Source organism: Streptococcus massiliensis DSM 18628, assembly GCF_000380065.1.
GTDB lineage: Bacteria > Bacillota > Bacilli > Lactobacillales > Streptococcaceae > Streptococcus > Streptococcus massiliensis.
Genome location: NZ_KB904398.1, coordinates 3,341 through 20,658 on the forward strand (window position 1 = coordinate 3,341; position 17,318 = coordinate 20,658).

The 17,318-nt window shown below is 42.1% G+C and carries 17 protein-coding genes; 14 read left to right on the plus strand and 3 right to left on the minus strand.

The window, feature by feature from the left end:
• The 9 genes from A3I3_RS11005 to dnaJ all read left to right on the plus strand — a co-directional run.
• Positions 1-741 (plus strand): MucBP domain-containing protein (locus A3I3_RS11005; RefSeq protein ID WP_018371928.1); only part of this gene is annotated, 741 nt, incomplete at its 5' end.
• 336 nt (positions 742-1,077) lie between these two features.
• Positions 1,078-1,359, plus strand: a complete 282-nt coding sequence (locus A3I3_RS0106560) for a PadR family transcriptional regulator (RefSeq protein WP_115275960.1) — start codon at positions 1,078-1,080, stop codon at positions 1,357-1,359.
• Positions 1,359-1,913, plus strand: coding sequence for a DUF2812 domain-containing protein (locus A3I3_RS0106565; protein WP_018371930.1), 555 nt, complete (start codon positions 1,359-1,361; stop codon positions 1,911-1,913). Before A3I3_RS0106560 ends, A3I3_RS0106565 begins: the two co-directional genes overlap by 1 nt.
• On the plus strand, positions 1,910-2,464 hold the full coding sequence (locus tag A3I3_RS0106570) for a DUF2812 domain-containing protein (protein ID WP_018371931.1): 555 nt from the start codon (positions 1,910-1,912) through the stop codon (positions 2,462-2,464). The genes A3I3_RS0106565 and A3I3_RS0106570 overlap by 4 nt, the downstream gene beginning before the upstream one ends.
• 164 nt (positions 2,465-2,628) lie before the next feature.
• On the plus strand, positions 2,629-3,663 hold the full coding sequence (gene hrcA, locus A3I3_RS0106575) for a heat-inducible transcriptional repressor HrcA (RefSeq protein WP_018371932.1): 1,035 nt from the start codon (positions 2,629-2,631) through the stop codon (positions 3,661-3,663).
• 39 nt (positions 3,664-3,702) lie between these two features.
• On the plus strand, positions 3,703-4,245 hold the full coding sequence (grpE, locus tag A3I3_RS0106580; protein WP_018371933.1) for a nucleotide exchange factor GrpE: 543 nt from the start codon (positions 3,703-3,705) through the stop codon (positions 4,243-4,245).
• 381 nt (positions 4,246-4,626) lie between these two features.
• Complete coding sequence (dnaK, locus tag A3I3_RS0106585) at positions 4,627-6,459, plus strand: molecular chaperone DnaK (protein ID WP_018371934.1); 1,833 nt, start codon at positions 4,627-4,629, stop codon at positions 6,457-6,459.
• A gap of 21 nt (positions 6,460-6,480) precedes the next feature.
• Positions 6,481-6,825 carry a hypothetical protein gene (locus tag A3I3_RS0106590; RefSeq protein WP_018371935.1) on the plus strand — a complete coding sequence of 115 codons (345 nt, stop codon included), beginning with the start codon at positions 6,481-6,483 and terminating at the stop codon, positions 6,823-6,825.
• 386 nt (positions 6,826-7,211) lie between these two features.
• Entirely contained in the window at positions 7,212-8,345 is a 1,134-nt protein-coding gene (dnaJ, locus tag A3I3_RS0106595) for a molecular chaperone DnaJ (protein WP_018371936.1), read from the plus strand.
• 38 nt (positions 8,346-8,383) lie between these two features.
• On the opposite strand, the gene A3I3_RS0106600 is transcribed toward dnaJ, so the two are convergent.
• Positions 8,384-9,622, minus strand: a complete 1,239-nt coding sequence (locus A3I3_RS0106600) for an acyl-CoA thioesterase/bile acid-CoA:amino acid N-acyltransferase family protein (protein ID WP_018371937.1) — start codon at positions 9,620-9,622, stop codon at positions 8,384-8,386.
• A 56-nt stretch (positions 9,623-9,678) separates the two neighbouring features.
• Positions 9,679-10,131 carry a MarR family transcriptional regulator gene (locus A3I3_RS0106605; RefSeq protein ID WP_018371938.1) on the minus strand — a complete coding sequence of 151 codons (453 nt, stop codon included), beginning with the start codon at positions 10,129-10,131 and terminating at the stop codon, positions 9,679-9,681.
• A gap of 195 nt (positions 10,132-10,326) precedes the next feature.
• Here A3I3_RS0106605 and A3I3_RS0106610 point away from each other — a divergent pair, with 195 nt between their 5' ends.
• Entirely contained in the window at positions 10,327-10,521 is a 195-nt protein-coding gene (locus A3I3_RS0106610; RefSeq protein WP_018371939.1) for a hypothetical protein, read from the plus strand.
• A 50-nt stretch (positions 10,522-10,571) separates the two neighbouring features.
• On the opposite strand, the gene pepF is transcribed toward A3I3_RS0106610, so the two are convergent.
• Positions 10,572-12,368, minus strand: a complete 1,797-nt coding sequence (gene pepF, locus A3I3_RS0106615; RefSeq protein ID WP_018371940.1) for an oligoendopeptidase F — start codon at positions 12,366-12,368, stop codon at positions 10,572-10,574.
• Between the two features lie 228 nt (positions 12,369-12,596).
• Here pepF and pnp point away from each other — a divergent pair, with 228 nt between their 5' ends.
• The 4 genes from pnp (at position 12,597) to A3I3_RS0106635 (ending at position 17,293) form a co-directional block, all read left to right on the plus strand.
• The gene (gene pnp / locus A3I3_RS0106620) at positions 12,597-14,786 is read left to right on the plus strand and encodes a polyribonucleotide nucleotidyltransferase (RefSeq protein ID WP_018371941.1); all 2,190 of its coding nucleotides are present in this window, start codon (positions 12,597-12,599) and stop codon (positions 14,784-14,786) included.
• 22 nt (positions 14,787-14,808) lie between these two features.
• Positions 14,809-15,393, plus strand: coding sequence for a serine O-acetyltransferase (gene cysE, locus A3I3_RS0106625; protein WP_018371942.1), 585 nt, complete (start codon positions 14,809-14,811; stop codon positions 15,391-15,393).
• 93 nt (positions 15,394-15,486) lie between these two features.
• Positions 15,487-16,752, plus strand: coding sequence for an AAA family ATPase (locus A3I3_RS0106630; RefSeq protein ID WP_018371943.1), 1,266 nt, complete (start codon positions 15,487-15,489; stop codon positions 16,750-16,752).
• Positions 16,745-17,293, plus strand: coding sequence for a hypothetical protein (locus A3I3_RS0106635; RefSeq protein WP_018371944.1), 549 nt, complete (start codon positions 16,745-16,747; stop codon positions 17,291-17,293). Before A3I3_RS0106630 ends, A3I3_RS0106635 begins: the two co-directional genes overlap by 8 nt.
• Positions 17,294-17,318 lie beyond the last annotated feature (25 nt).

The following is a 17,318-nucleotide window of genomic DNA, read 5'->3' on the forward strand; positions in this document are numbered from 1 at the left end:
GACTACGCTACAAGTCAAAAGACCTTCAACGGTTATGAATTCAAGGGTATGTCATCAGATTCCGCTTCAGCGAGTGGTAAGGTGACGGAAGGCGACAGCCATGTCATTTATGTCTATAAGAAGAAACCAGCTCCACAACCAAAAACTGGTAATGTAGATGTGAAATATGTTGATGAAGACGGCAATGAAGTTGCTCCTTCAGAGCAAGTGAAGACTAATGCCCCAGTGGGTGAGGACTACACTACAAGTCCGAAAAATGTTGACGGCTATGAATTTGTGAAATTATCTCCAAATTCTGCTCCAGCAAATGGTAAAGTCAAAGAGGGTGACACCAACGTTATTTACGTTTACAAGAAGAAAGCGCCAGCTCCTCAACCAAAGACTGGTAATGTAGACGTGAAATACGTTGATGAAAACGGCAAGGAAATTGCTCCTTCAGAGCAAGTGAAGACTAATGCCCCAGTGGGTGAAGACTACACAACAAGTCCGAAAGAAGTTGACGGCTATGAATTTGTGAAATTATCTCCAAATTCCGCGTCAGCTAATGGTAAGGTGACGGAAGGCGACAGCCATGTCATTTATATCTACAAGAAGAAAAAAGTTTTACCAACAGACGAACCAAAACAAAAACAACTTCTTCCTAAGACGGGAGAACAAGTGAATGTGTGGTTTACAATTGCAGGATTTGCTCTTGTAGCGGTATTAAGCTTATTCGCGAAATATCAACTTCGTCGTGACTAAAACAAGGGGTTATACCCTAGAGAGTGCATCTGCACTCTCTTTTTTGTTGTGAAAAGCAATTATTTATATGTGTTTGGCTCTAGACTTTTTAAATTTTGAGGGTGGTAATCGCCTCATTTCTTCCAATTTTATATTCGCTGAAATACCTGATTTTTCGCCTATTTGAATTATTCTGTGTGGGATTGGGGGAGGCAAAATAAATATTGCTTAATATAAGATTTTACATAGTATAGATACTTGACAAGTATATCGAACTGCGATATACTAATTATATCAAGGTTCGATATATCGAGGTGAGAAGTAGTGGATAAAAAATTAAAAAGAATTTACGTGCCTATGACCGAGACAGGCTTCTACATTCTTTTTTGTCTGAGAGAGGCCATGCACGGCTACAGCATTACACAAAAGGTCAAGGAAATGACCGAGGGACAAGTGACAATTAGCCCCGGTACCATGTACGGCACCCTGTCCAAAATGGAAAAGGACGGTTTGATTGTCTTTGCGCGCGAGGAAAATAAACGCCGCATTTACCACATTACCGATGTTGGGCGGGAAATTCTTGATTTGGAACTCAAGCGTATTGAACGCCTCTACCGCAATATTCAGGAGGAACCATGATGAAAAATAAAAAAGTGTTTATGACGTTTCAGACTTCCGATGCTTTTGTAAATAGCGACTGGCTGGAGGAGCGTCTGCGAAAGGAGCACGCTCAAGGCTGGAAGTTGATTAACTATAGTTGGTGGGGCCTTTTCACCTTTGAGGAATGTGAGCCAGCAGATGTCGTTTATCGTTTTGATTTTGCCCAAGATGTCTGGACACCTGGCATGGTTCGGATTTATCAAGATGCTGGTTGGACCAAGGTTTTGGATAAAAGTGGCATTTTGCTGCTGAAAAGAAAGTTGGCAGAAGGAGAGCTTGCTTCTAGCGCCCTCCTCTATGAAGATCGTCGTACCCAGCTGGAGGCAAGATTGCCTATGTTGAAAAGGCTCGTCTGGTTGGAAATTGCTAGCTTCTGTTTCATCCTTTATCTTTTGTACACTATTTTTACAGATAATCATTTTAGTACAAAGATTTATTGGTTATCAATCCTGTTCTTCTTATCTTATCTATCACTATCAAGATTAAACGTTTTTCGAGCCTATTATCGCGCAAAAAAGGAGTTGACTGAATGATGAAGACTAAAACAAAATGGCGGATTTTTACAATCGCAGATTACGAAAGAGAGGGAAAATGGCTGCGCAGCATGCACGCTCAAGGCTGGAAGTTTGTTGGTTTCAACGGTTTCTTTCATTTTGAGGAATGCCAGCCAGAAGATGTGGTCTACAAGCTAGACTATTGTCAGCTTGCAAGCGAAGAAAGGGACTCTTATGTCCAGCTGTTTACAGATTATGGTTGGGAATACATTGATACTTACGTCAATTTTTCTTACTTCAGAAAGCCAGCCAAGGACGTCCAGCAGGAGGAAGAAGGGGACTTGTACAATCCCCAAAGTAAGACCATGATGATGCAGCGGATTGCCAGACAATTTGCTTTCATTTTACTGTCTATGATTTTTTCAGGCTACCTATTTTGGGAGCGCCTGCTTCACCGTTCGTTTGGTAAAGAGTTGTTCTATGATGCCTTTTATATCTTGCTGACAGGTTTTTATCTATTTATCGCCTGGCTTGCTGTGCGCTTTTTGCTGCAATATGTAAAATTGAAAAGGGAATTTTCTAAGTCTTAAGATGTATTTTTAGCACTCTTTTTACAAGAGTGCTAATTTTTTGAGTTTTTGTCTTGACTTTAAAAATGAACCGTGTATAATAGAATCATAACTTAGCACTCGGGTATGTAGAGTGCTAAACAAAAAATCTCATATTCCAGCTCAAAGCTGAAAGGGGTGATGTCATGGTAACGGAACGTCAGAATGAGATTTTAAACTTGATCATTGACATCTTTACAAAGACCCATGAGCCAGTCGGCTCCAAATCCCTACAAGAATCAATCCAGTCTAGCAGCGCGACGATTCGTAATGACATGGCTGTTCTTGAAAAGCAGGGGCTTTTGGAAAAAGCGCACACATCAAGTGGACGCAAGCCAAGTGTGGCGGGGTTTCAATACTTTGTCAAGCATTCGCTGACCTTTGAAAGCCTAGCGGAAAATGAGGTTTACGAGGTTGTCAAAGCCTTCGACCAAGAATTTTTCAAGTTGGAAGACATCTTGCAGCGAGCGGCGGATGTGCTGTCGCAACTGACCGATTGCACGGTGGTGACCCTAGATGTGGAGCCTAGTCGGCAGCGGCTGACTGCTTTTGACATCGTGGTTATCAGCCAGCATGCAGCTCTAGCCGTCTTCACCTTGGATGAGTCGTCTACCGTCACCAGTCAATTTAGAATTCCTAAAAATTTCTTGCAAGAGGACTTGCTTCGCTTACGCGATTTAATTCAGGAGCGATTTTTGGGACAGACGGTTTTGGATATTCATTACAAGATTCGGACGGAAATTCCGCAGATTATCCAGCGTTATTTCACAACGACAGACAATGTTCTGGATTTATTCGAACATATCTTTGCGGAGATGTTCGCAGAAAAAGTTCAGATGTCTGGCAAGATGCACCTGCTTCAGTACGCAGACTTAGAGACCTATCAATTCTTCGACCATGAGCAAAAGGTGGCTTTCGAGCTACGTGAGAGCTTAGCTGAGGAAGAAATGCAGACGGTACGTGTCGCGGACAGTCGGGAGGTTAGCCTTGCCAATCTCACCCTGATTACTAGTAAGTTTCTAGTTCCTTATCGTGGCTTTGGTTTGCTGGCCTTGATTGGACCGATCAATCTGGATTATCAGCACTTGGTCAGTCTGGTCAATGTGGTCAACCGCGTCTTGACGATGAAGCTGACGGATTTCTATCGCTATCTTAGCAGTAATCATTATGAAGTTCATTAAATCTGCCAATTTATTATCATATATAAAGGAGGTCACCTAGTGGCAAAAGACCAAAAAGAAAAGAATGAGCAAGTCGAGGACTTGAAAGAGGAAGTGGTGGAAGAAGTTCTTGAAAAAACGGAAGCTGCTCCTGAAAAATCAGAACTAGACTTGGCAAAGGAACGCGCTGACGACTTTGAAAACAAGTACCTGCGCGCTGTCGCGGAAATGCAAAATATTCAGCGACGCAGCAATGAAGAACGGCAAAGCTTGCAAAAATATCGCAGTCAAGATTTGGCGAAGGCTATCCTGCCTTCCTTGGACAATCTCGAGCGGGCTCTCGCTGTTGACGGTCTAACCGACGATGTCAAAAAAGGGCTTGAAATGGTGCAGGAAAGTCTCGTTCATGCTCTGAAAGACGAGGGTATTGAAGAAATTCCTGCGGAAGTTGGCGGCGACTTTGACCACAATTTCCACATGGCCATTCAAACCGTGCCTGCTGATGAAGAACATGCGGCTGATACCATTGCGCAAGTCTTCCAAAAAGGCTATAAACTACATGAGAGGGTGTTGCGCCCTGCCATGGTAGTAGTTTACAACTAAGAGGCTGATTTTCTCTGACTCGTCGTTAAGTTGCTTCGGCATACTTTAGTATAGCCCGCAGCGACTTGCCTAGATTTAGAAAAAATCATCACCCTTAGCGACTCGACCGAAAAGTCGCTAAACTAGGCGGTAAGTCAGAAATCTATGATTTCGTTGACGCACCTCCGCAAGGATGTCTAGATAGGTGTTGAGTGATAGCGAAAACAGCTATCAGACAGCTACTGCGACAAATAAAGTAAAGAAAAAATAAATTTAAATATGTGAAAGGAATTGAACCCGAACGAAATGCTCGGAAAATAGATAAACCGCCTGGCATTCATCGAATGCTTCGTTGGTTCCCTAATTTTCAGTCGCATTGTCGGCGTTCTTGGTATCATTATTATGTCTAAAATTATCGGTATTGACTTAGGTACAACAAACTCAGCAGTTGCAGTTCTTGAAGGAACTGAAAGCAAAATCATCGCAAACCCAGAAGGAAACCGCACAACTCCATCAGTAGTGTCATTCAAAAATGGCGAAATCATCGTTGGTGATGCTGCAAAACGTCAAGCAGTAACAAACCCAGATACTGTTATCTCTATCAAATCTAAGATGGGGACTTCTGAAAAAGTTTCTGCAAACGGCAAAGAATACACTCCACAAGAAATTTCAGCGATGATTCTTCAATACTTGAAGGGCTACGCTGAAGAATATCTTGGTGAAAAAGTAACTAAAGCAGTCATCACAGTTCCAGCTTACTTTAACGATGCGCAACGTCAAGCGACTAAAGACGCTGGTAAAATCGCTGGTCTTGAAGTAGAACGTATCGTTAACGAACCAACAGCAGCAGCCCTTGCTTACGGTTTGGACAAGACTGACAAAGAAGAAAAAATCTTGGTATTTGACCTTGGTGGTGGTACATTTGACGTATCTATCCTTGAATTGGGTGATGGTGTCTTCGATGTATTGGCAACTGCAGGAGACAACAAACTTGGTGGTGACGACTTTGACCAAAAGATTATCGACCACATGGTTGCAGAATTTAAGAAGGAAAATGGTATTGACTTGTCTACTGACAAGATGGCTCTTCAACGTTTGAAAGATGCTGCTGAAAAAGCTAAGAAAGACCTTTCAGGTGTGACTTCAACTCAAATCAGCTTGCCATTCATCACAGCAGGAGCTACAGGACCTCTTCACTTGGAAATGACTCTGACTCGTGCCAAATTTGATGATTTGACTCGTGATCTTGTAGAACGTACAAAAACTCCAGTTCGTCAAGCCCTTTCTGATGCAGGCTTGAGCTTGTCAGAAATCGACGAAGTCATCCTTGTTGGTGGTTCAACTCGTATCCCAGCTGTTGTAGAAGCTGTTAAAGCTGAGACTGGTAAAGAACCAAACAAATCAGTTAACCCTGATGAAGTAGTTGCCATGGGTGCGGCTATCCAAGGTGGTGTCATCACTGGTGATGTCAAAGACGTTGTTCTTCTTGACGTGACTCCATTGTCACTTGGTATCGAAACAATGGGTGGCGTATTCACAAAACTCATCGACCGCAACACTACTATTCCAACTTCTAAATCACAAGTCTTCTCTACAGCAGCAGACAACCAACCGGCCGTTGATATCCACGTTCTTCAAGGTGAACGCCCAATGGCAGCGGATAACAAGACACTTGGACGTTTCCAATTGACAGATATCCCAGCTGCACCTCGTGGAATTCCTCAAATCGAAGTAACATTTGACATTGACAAGAACGGTATCGTGTCTGTTAAGGCCAAAGACCTTGGAACTCAAAAAGAACAAACAATTGTCATCCAATCTAACTCAGGTTTGACTGATGAAGAAATCGACCGCATGATGAAAGATGCAGAAGCAAACGCTGAAGCAGATAAGAAACGTAAAGAAGAAGTAGACCTTCGTAACGAAGTAGACCAAGCTATCTTTGCAACTGAAAAGACTATCAAGGAAACTGAAGGCAAAGGCTTTGATGCAGAACGTGACGCTGCTCAAGCTGCTCTTGATGAACTTAAGAAAGCCCAAGAAGACAACAACTTGGACGATATGAAAGCCAAACTCGAAGCGCTCAACGAAAAAGCGCAAGCCCTTGCAGTCAAACTCTACGAGCAAGCAGCGGCAGCCCAACAAGCCCAAGCAGGTGCTGAAGGAACAAGCCAAGCAAATACAGGCGACAACAAAGGCGATGATGTCGTAGACGGTGAGTTTACGGAGAAGTAAACTATAAGTCAGGAGGATTTAATGAAAGTTGATGAATTAATTGCCAAACTTGAGAAAAACTGTTTAGAAATCTACCGTAAGAATAATGAACAACAAATTTCTTTGTATTATTTGGATGATATCGTTGGTAATAAATTTTTAGAAATCTATTATAGTCAAGATGATGAAATTACAAGAGTAAAATTTCATACAGATACAGTCTTTCCAACATATTTAGAAGGTATCGAGGAAAACTCAGGTGATGACGATTATTCTATAACACGACAAGTAAGGGCTGAGAATTACAGTAATGAAGACATTATTATGATTGCAGTTGCTAGCTATGACGCAGTAGAGAAAAAGTATCAGTTGAAGTATAAAAAATAAAAGAGTCATTTCAATTTAAATGGATTAATTAATACAAATTGGAAATCCAGAGGTTGCAACCCAGCCTCTGTTTTTCGGTGAAAAGGGATAGGACTTGAGTGGTTTGGGTTTTATCTCATCAATATAAAAGAAAGGAAATGAACCCGCCCTAAAAGCTCGGAAATTAGATAATTGTCTTGCTTTCATCGAAAGCTATATCGATTTCCTAAATTTCAGTCGTGGGTAGGAGCAGCTCTTTCTTAGAATTTACAGAAAGGAATACAGGTGTTCTCTGAAATGAACACAGGCTAAGCGCTGTGTAAAAAAGATAAATCGCCTAGTGCGCAAGCGCACATCGTTGATTTCCTATTTTTACTTTGCGCTTCACGCCTTTTGTATCTTACATTATGAACAACACAGAATTTTACGATCGTCTAGGAGTGTCAAAAAATGCTTCGCAAGACGAGATAAAAAAGGCTTACCGTAAGCTGTCCAAGAAATATCATCCCGATATTAACAAGGAGCCGGGTGCCGAGGAAAAATATAAGGAAGTCCAAGAGGCTTATGAGACCTTAAGCGATGAGCAAAAGCGGGCTGCCTATGACCAGTACGGTGCGGCTGGGGCCCAGGGCGGCTTTGGCGGCGGCGCAGGCGGTTTCGGTGGTTTTGACGGTGCAGGCTTCGGCGGCTTCGAAGACATCTTCTCTAGCTTCTTTGGCGGTGGTGGTACTCGCAATCCTAATGCTCCGCGTCAGGGCGATGATTTACAATATCGGGTGCAGCTCAAGTTTGAAGAAGCGATTTTTGGTGTGGACAAGGAAATCAAGTACAATCGCGAAGCGACTTGTCATACCTGTGACGGCTCAGGTGCTAAACCGGGCACTAGTCCAGTGACTTGTAGCCGCTGTCATGGCGCAGGGGTGATCAATGTCGATACCCAAACTCCGCTTGGCATGATGCGCCGTCAGGTGACTTGTGATGTCTGTCATGGTCGTGGGAAAGAAATCAAAGACCCATGTACGACTTGTCACGGTACCGGTCATGAAAAGCAGGCGCACAGCGTCCATGTCAAAATCCCAGCAGGTGTGGAAACTGGTCAACAAGTTCGCTTAGCTGGTCAAGGAGAAGCAGGATTTAACGGCGGACCTTATGGCGACTTGTATGTAGTCGTTCAGGTAGAGCCTAGCAAGGAATTTGAGCGCGACGGATCAACGATTTACTATAAATTAAATCTAAACTTTGTCCAAGCAGCACTGGGTGACAGTGTCGAAGTGCCGACTGTTCATGGCAAGGTTGAGCTGACCATTCCGGAAGGAACGCAAACGGGCAAACGTTTCCGCCTGCGTGGAAAAGGTGCGCCGCAGTTGCGCGGCGGCGGAACTGGCGACCAATTTGTCACGGTTAATGTGGTGACGCCGACAGGCCTTAACGATAAGCAAAAAGCAGCGTTGCGCGAATTTGCGGCAGCTGGTGATATAAAAGTCAATCCTAAGAAAAAAGGCTTCTTCGACCATATCAAAGACGCCTTTGAAGGGGAATAAAAAATGGACTGAAACATGATTTTCAGTCTTTTTTGCTTTTATAAATATCTTTTGAAGAAGTTGACAGTCTTTTGCCAAGAGTCCGTGTTGTCCTGTAAAATTCTTTCCCAAGGAATACGTTTATAGCGACTGTTAGGCTGATAAGCGAGGGTCATCATGTGCCCGCAGTTAGGATAAAGAGCGATTTCTAGCGTTTTACTACTTGCTCGCTCCTTAATTTTCCAAGCCGCCTGAGTAGCAGGCCAAATTTCGTCACAGGTAGAGGCAATGACTAGTAGTGGCGCTTCAACCCTTTCTACTGGAAGAATACTAGCAGGATTGATAGGTAAATCAGACTTTCCTAACCATTTTTCCTTTAAAAAATATCGCCATGAAAAACGCGTGTAAGGTAGTTCCTGACCGTCATAAGTCCAAGAAGAAGTCTTGGAATTTTTCCAGCCCTTAATCCCTTCTAAACTGATATTAGTCGGAGAATTCAGGACAAGGCAGGAAATCTGGTCGGGGAATGTCGTTGCAGCAAGTAGGGCGAATTCAGCGCCTTTGGAGCGTCCGTAGAGTCCAATCCTAGTAGAATTAAGTTGAGACTGAGCTTGTAGGAAACTGAGAGCGTCTTTGATGATTTCCAGTGGAATTCTTTCCAAATGTTGGGCAAGACCCTCAAAACCAAAATAAGCCAACGCCAAGCTGGCAAACCCATGGCTGGCAAGAACTTGCGCGATATTTTGAGCCTTTTCAATCCGACCGTCACTGCCGCTCAACACAATAATGCTAGGGAGCGCAGTCTGATTTTCTGGATAAAAGAAACGACCATAAGCTCGCTTGAAAGTTAGATTTTGACTGACAATATTGGGTATTTGAAAATAACGTTTGAAACAGCGCGTCGCGATAATTTTCCCTTTCACTATCACTGTGATTTTAAGTTCAAAGTCAGCAAAAAGGGGAACCTCAGCCATATCAGAACTTAACTGTATCAACTTTTGTTTACTGGGCTTGGCATTGAAGAAAAGCCCCATTTGAGCAATCCCTGTATAAGAACCGACTAGGGCGGGTGTGCTCTTGCAGGATACCTTACCTTTGACATCTGATAAAAAGCTTGCTTCAGAAGTCCAAGGAACTTTGGGATCTAGACGCATAGGAGCGTTAATATTATAGTAATTGTCAAGTCTCATTTGAATGGTCGTTAACTGTTGCGGTGGCAACCCTCTAATTTCGATGTTAAAGGGTTGGTCTGCTAGCGGGCTAGCCTGTTCTAGTAAAATTTCAATATCTTTTGTCATTATCTTTATCCTTTTAGTTAATATACTTAACAAATGACTAAAAATTACTCTTGCAACTAAGGTAATTTCTGCCAGATCTTTTCCAAATCATCCATAAGCGCTTTAAATTCTTCTAATCTAGCTGTAGGATAATTCTTTAAAACATCCAAGAGTTGCTGATTTAGATAGGCATGTTGTTGCTGATGAATCTGATAGACTTCCCTTCCTTTACCAGTCAATCGTAGCTGATAGCTAGCTTTAAACTGCCGATTTTCCTCTCGAAAAATCAATCCTTTCTTTTCCAGTCGCTGAATCATTTGGGTAATGGCACTACGAGAAACCTCTTGTAGTTTGGCAAGCTCGGTCAGACTTGTGCCTTCATTGCGGGCAATGCTGACCAGCGTATGGACTTCTGCCAGTGTCAAGTCAGGGAAGTTTGCAATATAGTGCTGTCGCTCTTTTAGTTGTAAGTATTGGTCGGTAAATGCTTGCAATTTCTGACTAAATTGCAATAAATCTTCTTCTTTCATCTTTATTTTCCTTTTTCGTTAAGCTGCTTAACATTGTAAAACAATTTCTCGACTTGGTCAAGTGAAAATCATGAATAAATCTGTTCCCCGTACAGTTGAATCTTTTCTGTCTTGAGGCTGGCTTTCATTCTTTTTAAAATAAAAACATGACACGATATCCTGAATTTACAAGATAAAACCTCCTATTTTGTTGATTTGACTGATTTTGGATTGTCCCATGGCAAGGATTGGATAAAAGACATTAAGCGTTATGATGAGCGTAGACTTCTCGTTTTAGCTGGAGATCAACTTTTACTCTATGATATTCAAGAGAAAAAGGTTGTCCTTAAAGAAAAAGTCGCTTCAGGTAAAAATGAATCTTTCCATGTTTGGGTAAATCACAAAAATTAGCATACAAAAAGACACAGAGTTTTTTAGTTCCGTGTCTTTTTTTGTGAAAGTTATTCCCCGAGCTCTTCGCTATAAGCGATAATCTGGTCAACTGTGTCAGAAAGAAACTGGATTGTATCTCGGAGTGGTTTGTCTGTAGAGATGTCAGCTCCGATGATCAGAGCTGTGTCAAGCGGTGTTTTGCTGCCGCCTGATTTGAGGAAGTTTAGCCAGTCTTGTGCGCCATTTTCAGAGTTTTTAAGGTGGAGATAACCAGCCGTTGAGATGACAAGCCCTGCTGAGTAAGTGTAACTGTAAAGCCCCATGTAGTAGTGGCTTTGACGCATCCAAGTCAGAGCAGCATCATCATCAATTTCCACAGCGTCACCCCAGAAGTCAGTCAAGACTTCCTTCATAATACTGTTAAGCTTGCTTGCACCGAAAGTTTCGCCATTTTCCACCAGCGTATAAACCTTGCGTTGGAAAGCGGCTTCGAGTAAGTGGGTGATGAAGTTGTGGAAGTAAGTATCGGTCAGGCGATGTGCTAGGGCAAAGCGTTTTTGGCGCGGATTGTCAAACTGGTGCTCCAAATAATCGCTCAAGAGCAGTTCATTAAAAGTAGACGGTGCTTCAACATAGTAGGTAGACATGCCTGTGTTGAAATAGCTTTGGTGATTGTCTGAAAAGATAAACTGTCCAGAATGGCCGATCTCATGGATCAACGTGTAGACATCACTCATGCGACCTGTCCAGCTCATGAGAACATAAGGGTGAATGCGGTAAGGATCTGTCGCATAGCCTCCAGAGTCTTTTCCGGCATTTGCTGCAAAATCAACCCAACGCTCGCTCTGATAGCGCTCGATTTCGCGCGTGTATTCTTCTCCTAGCGGAGCAACAGATTTCATAACAAGATCGTAAGCGTCGTTGATGGTTACATCAGGATTGAGCTCGCTGTCAAGATCTAATTTCCAATCGGCGAAGGTCATCTTTTCAAGTCCATTGACCTTGGCAACATGTTTGAGAAATTTTTGTGCGACAGGAGCAAACTCACTCATGATCAGATCAATCTGACGGTCAAACATCGCCCGATCCACTTCTTGCTCTGCAAGTAGATAGTCAAAAACAGAGTCGTATCCCCGCATATCGGCAATGAGTTTTTCAGATTTGACTTGAGCAAGATAACTGGCTGCTGCGGTATTTTGGTGCTTGCGTAGACCTTCTGAGAATGAACGGAAGGCTTGCTCGCGAATTTGAGCATTTTCGTGATTTTGATAAAAGTTTTCATAGGTGACAAAGCTGTTTTTGTAAAGTTTGCAGTCTACTTCAAAGTCGGCCATTTCAAAGTCACTGGCTCGCATTTTTGTATAAATATCCTGTGGTCCGTAGAAAACCTCACTCAGATGTGTCAATGTTTTTTCAGCTTCTGCCCCCAGATAATGAGCTTTTTTGATCTTTGCTTGACGAATAGCACTGGTAAGTTGTGGCAGTTGGGCTAATTTTTCTAAAACCTGCTCGTCAGCATTGACTAAAGCATCGTCGAAAAAGGCAAGTTCTACATTTGCCCATGTTCCAAAATCCATGCCGGCTTGGGCGATTTGGGCAAAACTCTCGTCGTTGTAGTCAGTGGTCTGTGGCATGAAAGCGTAGTTGCCGATATGGCTGAGCTGGATGTAGATTTGTTCCAGTTCTGCAAAAGCTTGCTCAAAGTTTGTAAAAGTTACTAATTTTCCTTTATAATTACGGCTAAATTGCTGAATGTCCTCGCGACATTTCTCAATGGCACGCAAGAAATCTTCCCGATCTTGGTAGAGAGCGGTCAGATCCCAAAGTTCGTTTTCTGGGAATTCTGAACGTAGTTTTTGTTCCATAATAGTCACCTCATCATGTTTTTTTACTAGTATATCAAAAAAATTCGTTTTTAGGCTGTTCTCGCCTTTTTCTTTTGCCTTAAAATATGGTAGAATAAAGTCTGTACGTGCTTGATTACAAAGATGAGTAGCGCAGATGAGGAGAAGCTGCCTATTGATTTTTGTAGACAAGACGTATAAAAATACCGAGCAAGAGGCTCTGCCTTTTGTATCTAAAAAGGAGTCTATATGACAAAACAAATCTTTGAAACCACCTTTGCTGGTAAAAAGTTGGTGGTTGAGACTGGCCAAGTGGCTAAGCAGGCAAATGGAAGCGTTCTAGTGCGCTATGGCGACAGCACCGTGCTGACAGCGGCTGTTATGTCCAAGAAAATGGCGACCAGTGATTTCTTCCCGCTCCAAGTCAACTATGAAGAAAAGATGTATGCGGCTGGGAAATTCCCCGGCGGCTGGAATAAGCGCGAAGGTCGTCCGTCAACCGACGCTACTTTGACGGCTCGTTTGATTGACCGTCCTATTCGCCCTATGTTTGCAGAAGGCTTCCGCAATGAAGTGCAGGTCATCAACACCGTGCTTTCTTACGACGAAGATGCTTCTGCTCCAATGGCGGCCATGTTTGGTTCCTCTCTTGCTCTGTCTATTTCAGATATTCCTTTCAATGGGCCAATCGCAGGTGTCCAAGTCGGCTATGTAGACGGTGACTTGGTCATCAACCCTGACAAGGAAGCAGCGGAGCGTTCTCTGCTCGAATTGACCGTTGCAGGTACCAAGGAAGCCATTAACATGGTGGAGTCTGGTGCCAAGGAATTGTCCGAAGACTTGATGCTCGAAGCCCTACTCAAGGGGCACAGAGCTATTCAAGACTTGATTGCCTTTCAGGAAGAAATTGTAGCAGCAGTCGGCAAGGAAAAAGCTGAGGTCGAGTTGCTCCATGTGGACGAAGAATTGCAGGCTGAAATCATCGCTTTTTACAATGAAGATTTGAAAAAAGCTGTGCAGGTCGAAGAGAAGCTGGCGCGTGAAGCTGCGACAGAAGCAGTCAAAGAGCAAGTAATAGCGACTTACCAAGAAAAATATGCGGATCACGAAGAACTTGAGCGGATTATGCGCGATGTGGCAGAAATCTTGGAGCAAATGGAACACGCAGAAGTGCGCCGCCTCATCACTGAAGACAAGGTGCGCCCTGACGGTCGTCGGGTGGATGAAATCCGCCCGCTGGACGCCGAAGTCGACTTTTTGCCAAAAGTGCACGGCTCAGGTCTCTTTACGCGCGGACAAACTCAAGCCTTGTCAGTCTTGACTTTGGCGCCAATGGGTGAGACGCAAATCATTGACGGGCTTGACCCGGAGTACAAAAAACGCTTCTTGCATCACTATAATTTCCCGCAATACTCTGTAGGAGAAACAGGTCGTTATGGTGCTCCAGGTCGTCGTGAAATCGGTCACGGTGCTCTTGGTGAGCGTGCCCTTGCTCAAGTCTTGCCAAGTTTGGAAGAATTCCCATACGCTATCCGTCTGGTAGCAGAAGTCTTGGAATCAAATGGTTCTTCATCTCAGGCTTCTATCTGTGCAGGAACTCTTGCCCTTATGGCTGGTGGTGTGCCAATCAAGGCGCCAGTAGCTGGGATTGCCATGGGGCTTATCTCAGACGGTACCAACTACACAGTCTTGACCGACATTCAAGGTCTCGAGGACCACTTCGGCGACATGGACTTCAAGGTTGCGGGAACTCGTGAAGGGATTACCGCCCTGCAAATGGATATTAAGATTGAGGGAATTACGGCTGAAATCTTGACTGAGGCTTTGGCGCAGGCTAAGAAAGCTCGTTTTGAAATTCTTGATTTGATTGAACAGACCATTCCTGAAGTTCGTCCAGAATTGGCACCGACTGCACCGAAAATTGATACCATTAAGATTGATGTGGACAAGATTAAGATTGTCATCGGTAAGGGTGGTGAAACCATTGACAAGATTATCGCAGAAACTGGCGTGAAAATCGATATTGACGAAGAAGGAAATGTAGCGATTTACTCTAGCGACCAAGACGCCATTAACCGTGCCAAGGAAATCATTGCAAACTTGGTGCGCGAAGCCAAGGTGGATGAAGTCTACCATGCCAAGGTCGTCCGCATTGAGAAGTTCGGCGCTTTTGTCAATCTTTTTGATAAGACAGATGCCCTCGTGCATATTTCAGAAATGGCTTGGAGCCGCACCAATAATGTTGAAGATGTTGTCCAAATTGGCGACGAAGTTGATGTGAAAATCATCAAAATCGATGCTAAAGGACGCGTGGATGCTTCTATGAAGGCTTTGCTGCCTCGTCCGCCAAAACCAGAGAAAAAAGACGGCGACAAGGAGCACCGCGGCCACAAACGTCATCACAAGCCAAAAGCAGAAACGGCTGAAAAATCAGACTAAAGATTTAAAAGAGAGGAAAATTATGGGTTGGTGGAAAGAAACCATTGATATTGTAAAAGAAAATGACCCGGCTGCCAGAACGTCACTGGAAGTTCTTTTGACCTATCCAGGGATTAAGGCCTTAGCGGCGCACCGCCTTTCTCATTTTTTGTGGAAGCACGGCTTTAAGCTCCTCGCTCGCATGCACAGCCAGTTTTGGCGCTTTTGGACTCAGATTGAAATTCATCCGGGCGCAGAAATTGCCGAAGGGGTCTTTATTGACCACGGGTCGGGGCTAGTGATTGGCGAGACCGCTATCGTGGAAAAAGGCGCTATGCTCTATCATGGCGTGACGCTTGGCGGGACAGGAAAAGATGTCGGCAAACGACATCCAACCATTCGGCGAGGCGCCTTGATTTCGGCGCATTCCCAGCTGATTGGACCGATTGAGGTCGGAGAAAATGCCAAGGTTGGTGCGGGGGCGGTCGTTGTGGCAGATGTACCGAGCGATGTGACCGTTGTTGGCGTGCCTGCCAAGATTGTCCGCGTTCACGGTCAAAAAGATGAGCCGACCATTAAATCTTTGGAAGAAATCCGCGAGGAAAGCTATTATTCGTCCAAGTTGTGAGGGGATTACGAATAATAAGTAAATGAAGGATGATTTATATCTGATGGTAAAAATAATTAGGGGGAACATATCCTGATTATAGAGGTAAATAATATGAAATTAAGTATCACAAATATTGCAAAAATAAAAGATGTAGATATTGAAATTAATGGTTTGACAGTATTAGCTGGGGAGAATAATTCAGGAAAGAGTACAATAGGGAAAGTTCTATTTGCGATTTTTCAAAGTTTTAATAACCCAAAGAGTAATTTTTATAGAGACAGGCAGCAATCAGTAAGTAGAGAGTTAAATGAATTACAGTTAGAACTATCAATGAAGAGACTTTCTGAGGACATAGATATTGATTTTGATAATATCATCAGCCAAATAATCTCAGACTTTGATAAATTTGATCAAGTAAAAAATACTGATATTATAGAAGTTTTAAAAGATACTTACTCTACTGAAGGATATCAAGAAAAGTTAAATTCTGTTAAAAAAATTCTCTCTATATCTGAGGAAACGGTAATTAATGGCTTTTTACAACGAACGTTGGATTTAGAATTTAATGGACAGATAAACTCAGTTTTCTCACGAGATTTAGGAAAAGTAGAATTAAAAATCAAAGAGTCAAGAATCTCATTTGAAATTGACGAAAATAAAGTAGAAAATGTAGCTGGAGTTATTCCTTTGGCTACAGATATAGTCTATATAGATAATCCTCTTATTATTGAAAACTTTGTGGATAGTCATAGTTTTACTCGTACACTCATTAAAAATTTAGAAAATAGTGGTACAATGAGAGCTCATGCTCAGCAACTAGAGGTGCAATTTGAGAGAGAACCATCATCTAATATTGTAGATTTAACTTTGATTAAAAATCGTTTTGAGGGTATTGAGCAACTTTTATCTAAAGTATATGACTGGGATTTGATTTCTGATAATCAACATATTAAAACGACCGAGCAAAAAAATAAACTAAATATTAAGAATATTTCTTCGGGAATGAAATCATTCTATTTGATTAAAAAATTGATTGAGAATGGCACAATTAAAGAAAATGGAACAATTGTATTAGACGAACCAGAAGTTCACTTGCATCCCGAATGGCAATTAATTTATGCTGAAATTATAGTTCTGTTACAGAAAGAGTTGGGATTGCATATTCTGTTGAGTACTCACAGCCCCTATTTTTTAAATGCTATTGAAGTTTTTTCTAAAAAATATGGAACAGAAGATAAATGCAAGTATTATCTTTCAGAGAATAATGGGTATTACTCTACCATAACAGAAATGACTGACGGGAACGAGCCAATTTATAAAAAACTTGCAGCTCCATTACAATATTTAGAAAATGTGAGGTTTTCAGAAGATGATTGATGGAAGCTTATTCAAAAATGAGTTTTTTGATAGTGCAAAGAAAACATTAGATTTGGCTACGGATAAAATGATTACTCATAATTTTGAAGTTTATGACTTTGATGATGTTAAAAAAAATTATTGCAATAAGTATAATTCTTCAAATGAAGCTTCAAAATCAGTGGACACAATTTTAATAAATAAGCAACATGATAGGATAGTTTTTATCGAGTGTAAATCGGGTTCCTTAATAGGTAGGAATAGTGGTAAGAAAAAATCAGATATAAAAAGTAAGTTAAGAGATAGTTTATTAATTTTTAATGATATCAATTCTAAAAATTTAGATTTTTCAAGAGATAAAGCAGAATTTATATTGCTTTATGATGAGTCTGAAAATCCTAGTTTAGGTGCCATTCAAAAAAGATTATCCCAAAAAGCAGGAGAAGAATTTATAAAGTTTGATTTAGGAATTATGAGAGGAGTATTTGTTAAAAATGTACATACCTATACGGTTGACGAATTTAACAAATATCTTGCTGATAATAATGTTCAATGGACCTAGTATAACGTTAATCTTTATAAAAATG

What these genes read in the sequence shown, in the direction of transcription:
- dnaJ (WP_018371936.1), top strand. Translation starts at nt 7,212, where the DNA reads ATGAACAACACAGAATTTTACGATCGTCTAGGAGTGTCAAAAAATGCT.
- hrcA (WP_018371932.1), top strand. Translation starts at nt 2,629, where the DNA reads ATGGTAACGGAACGTCAGAATGAGATTTTAAACTTGATCATTGACATC.
- A3I3_RS0106635 (WP_018371944.1), top strand. Translation starts at nt 16,745, where the DNA reads ATGATTGATGGAAGCTTATTCAAAAATGAGTTTTTTGATAGTGCAAAG.
- A3I3_RS0106570 (WP_018371931.1), top strand. Translation starts at nt 1,910, where the DNA reads ATGATGAAGACTAAAACAAAATGGCGGATTTTTACAATCGCAGATTAC.
- pepF (WP_018371940.1), bottom strand. Translation starts at nt 12,368, where the DNA reads ATGGAACAAAAACTACGTTCAGAATTCCCAGAAAACGAACTTTGGGAT.
- cysE (WP_018371942.1), top strand. Translation starts at nt 14,809, where the DNA reads ATGGGTTGGTGGAAAGAAACCATTGATATTGTAAAAGAAAATGACCCG.
- A3I3_RS0106565 (WP_018371930.1), top strand. Translation starts at nt 1,359, where the DNA reads ATGAAAAATAAAAAAGTGTTTATGACGTTTCAGACTTCCGATGCTTTT.
- pnp (WP_018371941.1), top strand. Translation starts at nt 12,597, where the DNA reads ATGACAAAACAAATCTTTGAAACCACCTTTGCTGGTAAAAAGTTGGTG.
- A3I3_RS0106590 (WP_018371935.1), top strand. Translation starts at nt 6,481, where the DNA reads ATGAAAGTTGATGAATTAATTGCCAAACTTGAGAAAAACTGTTTAGAA.
- dnaK (WP_018371934.1), top strand. Translation starts at nt 4,627, where the DNA reads ATGTCTAAAATTATCGGTATTGACTTAGGTACAACAAACTCAGCAGTT.
- A3I3_RS0106560 (WP_115275960.1), top strand. Translation starts at nt 1,078, where the DNA reads ATGACCGAGACAGGCTTCTACATTCTTTTTTGTCTGAGAGAGGCCATG.
- A3I3_RS0106630 (WP_018371943.1), top strand. Translation starts at nt 15,487, where the DNA reads ATGAAATTAAGTATCACAAATATTGCAAAAATAAAAGATGTAGATATT.
- A3I3_RS0106600 (WP_018371937.1), bottom strand. Translation starts at nt 9,622, where the DNA reads ATGACAAAAGATATTGAAATTTTACTAGAACAGGCTAGCCCGCTAGCA.
- A3I3_RS0106605 (WP_018371938.1), bottom strand. Translation starts at nt 10,131, where the DNA reads ATGAAAGAAGAAGATTTATTGCAATTTAGTCAGAAATTGCAAGCATTT.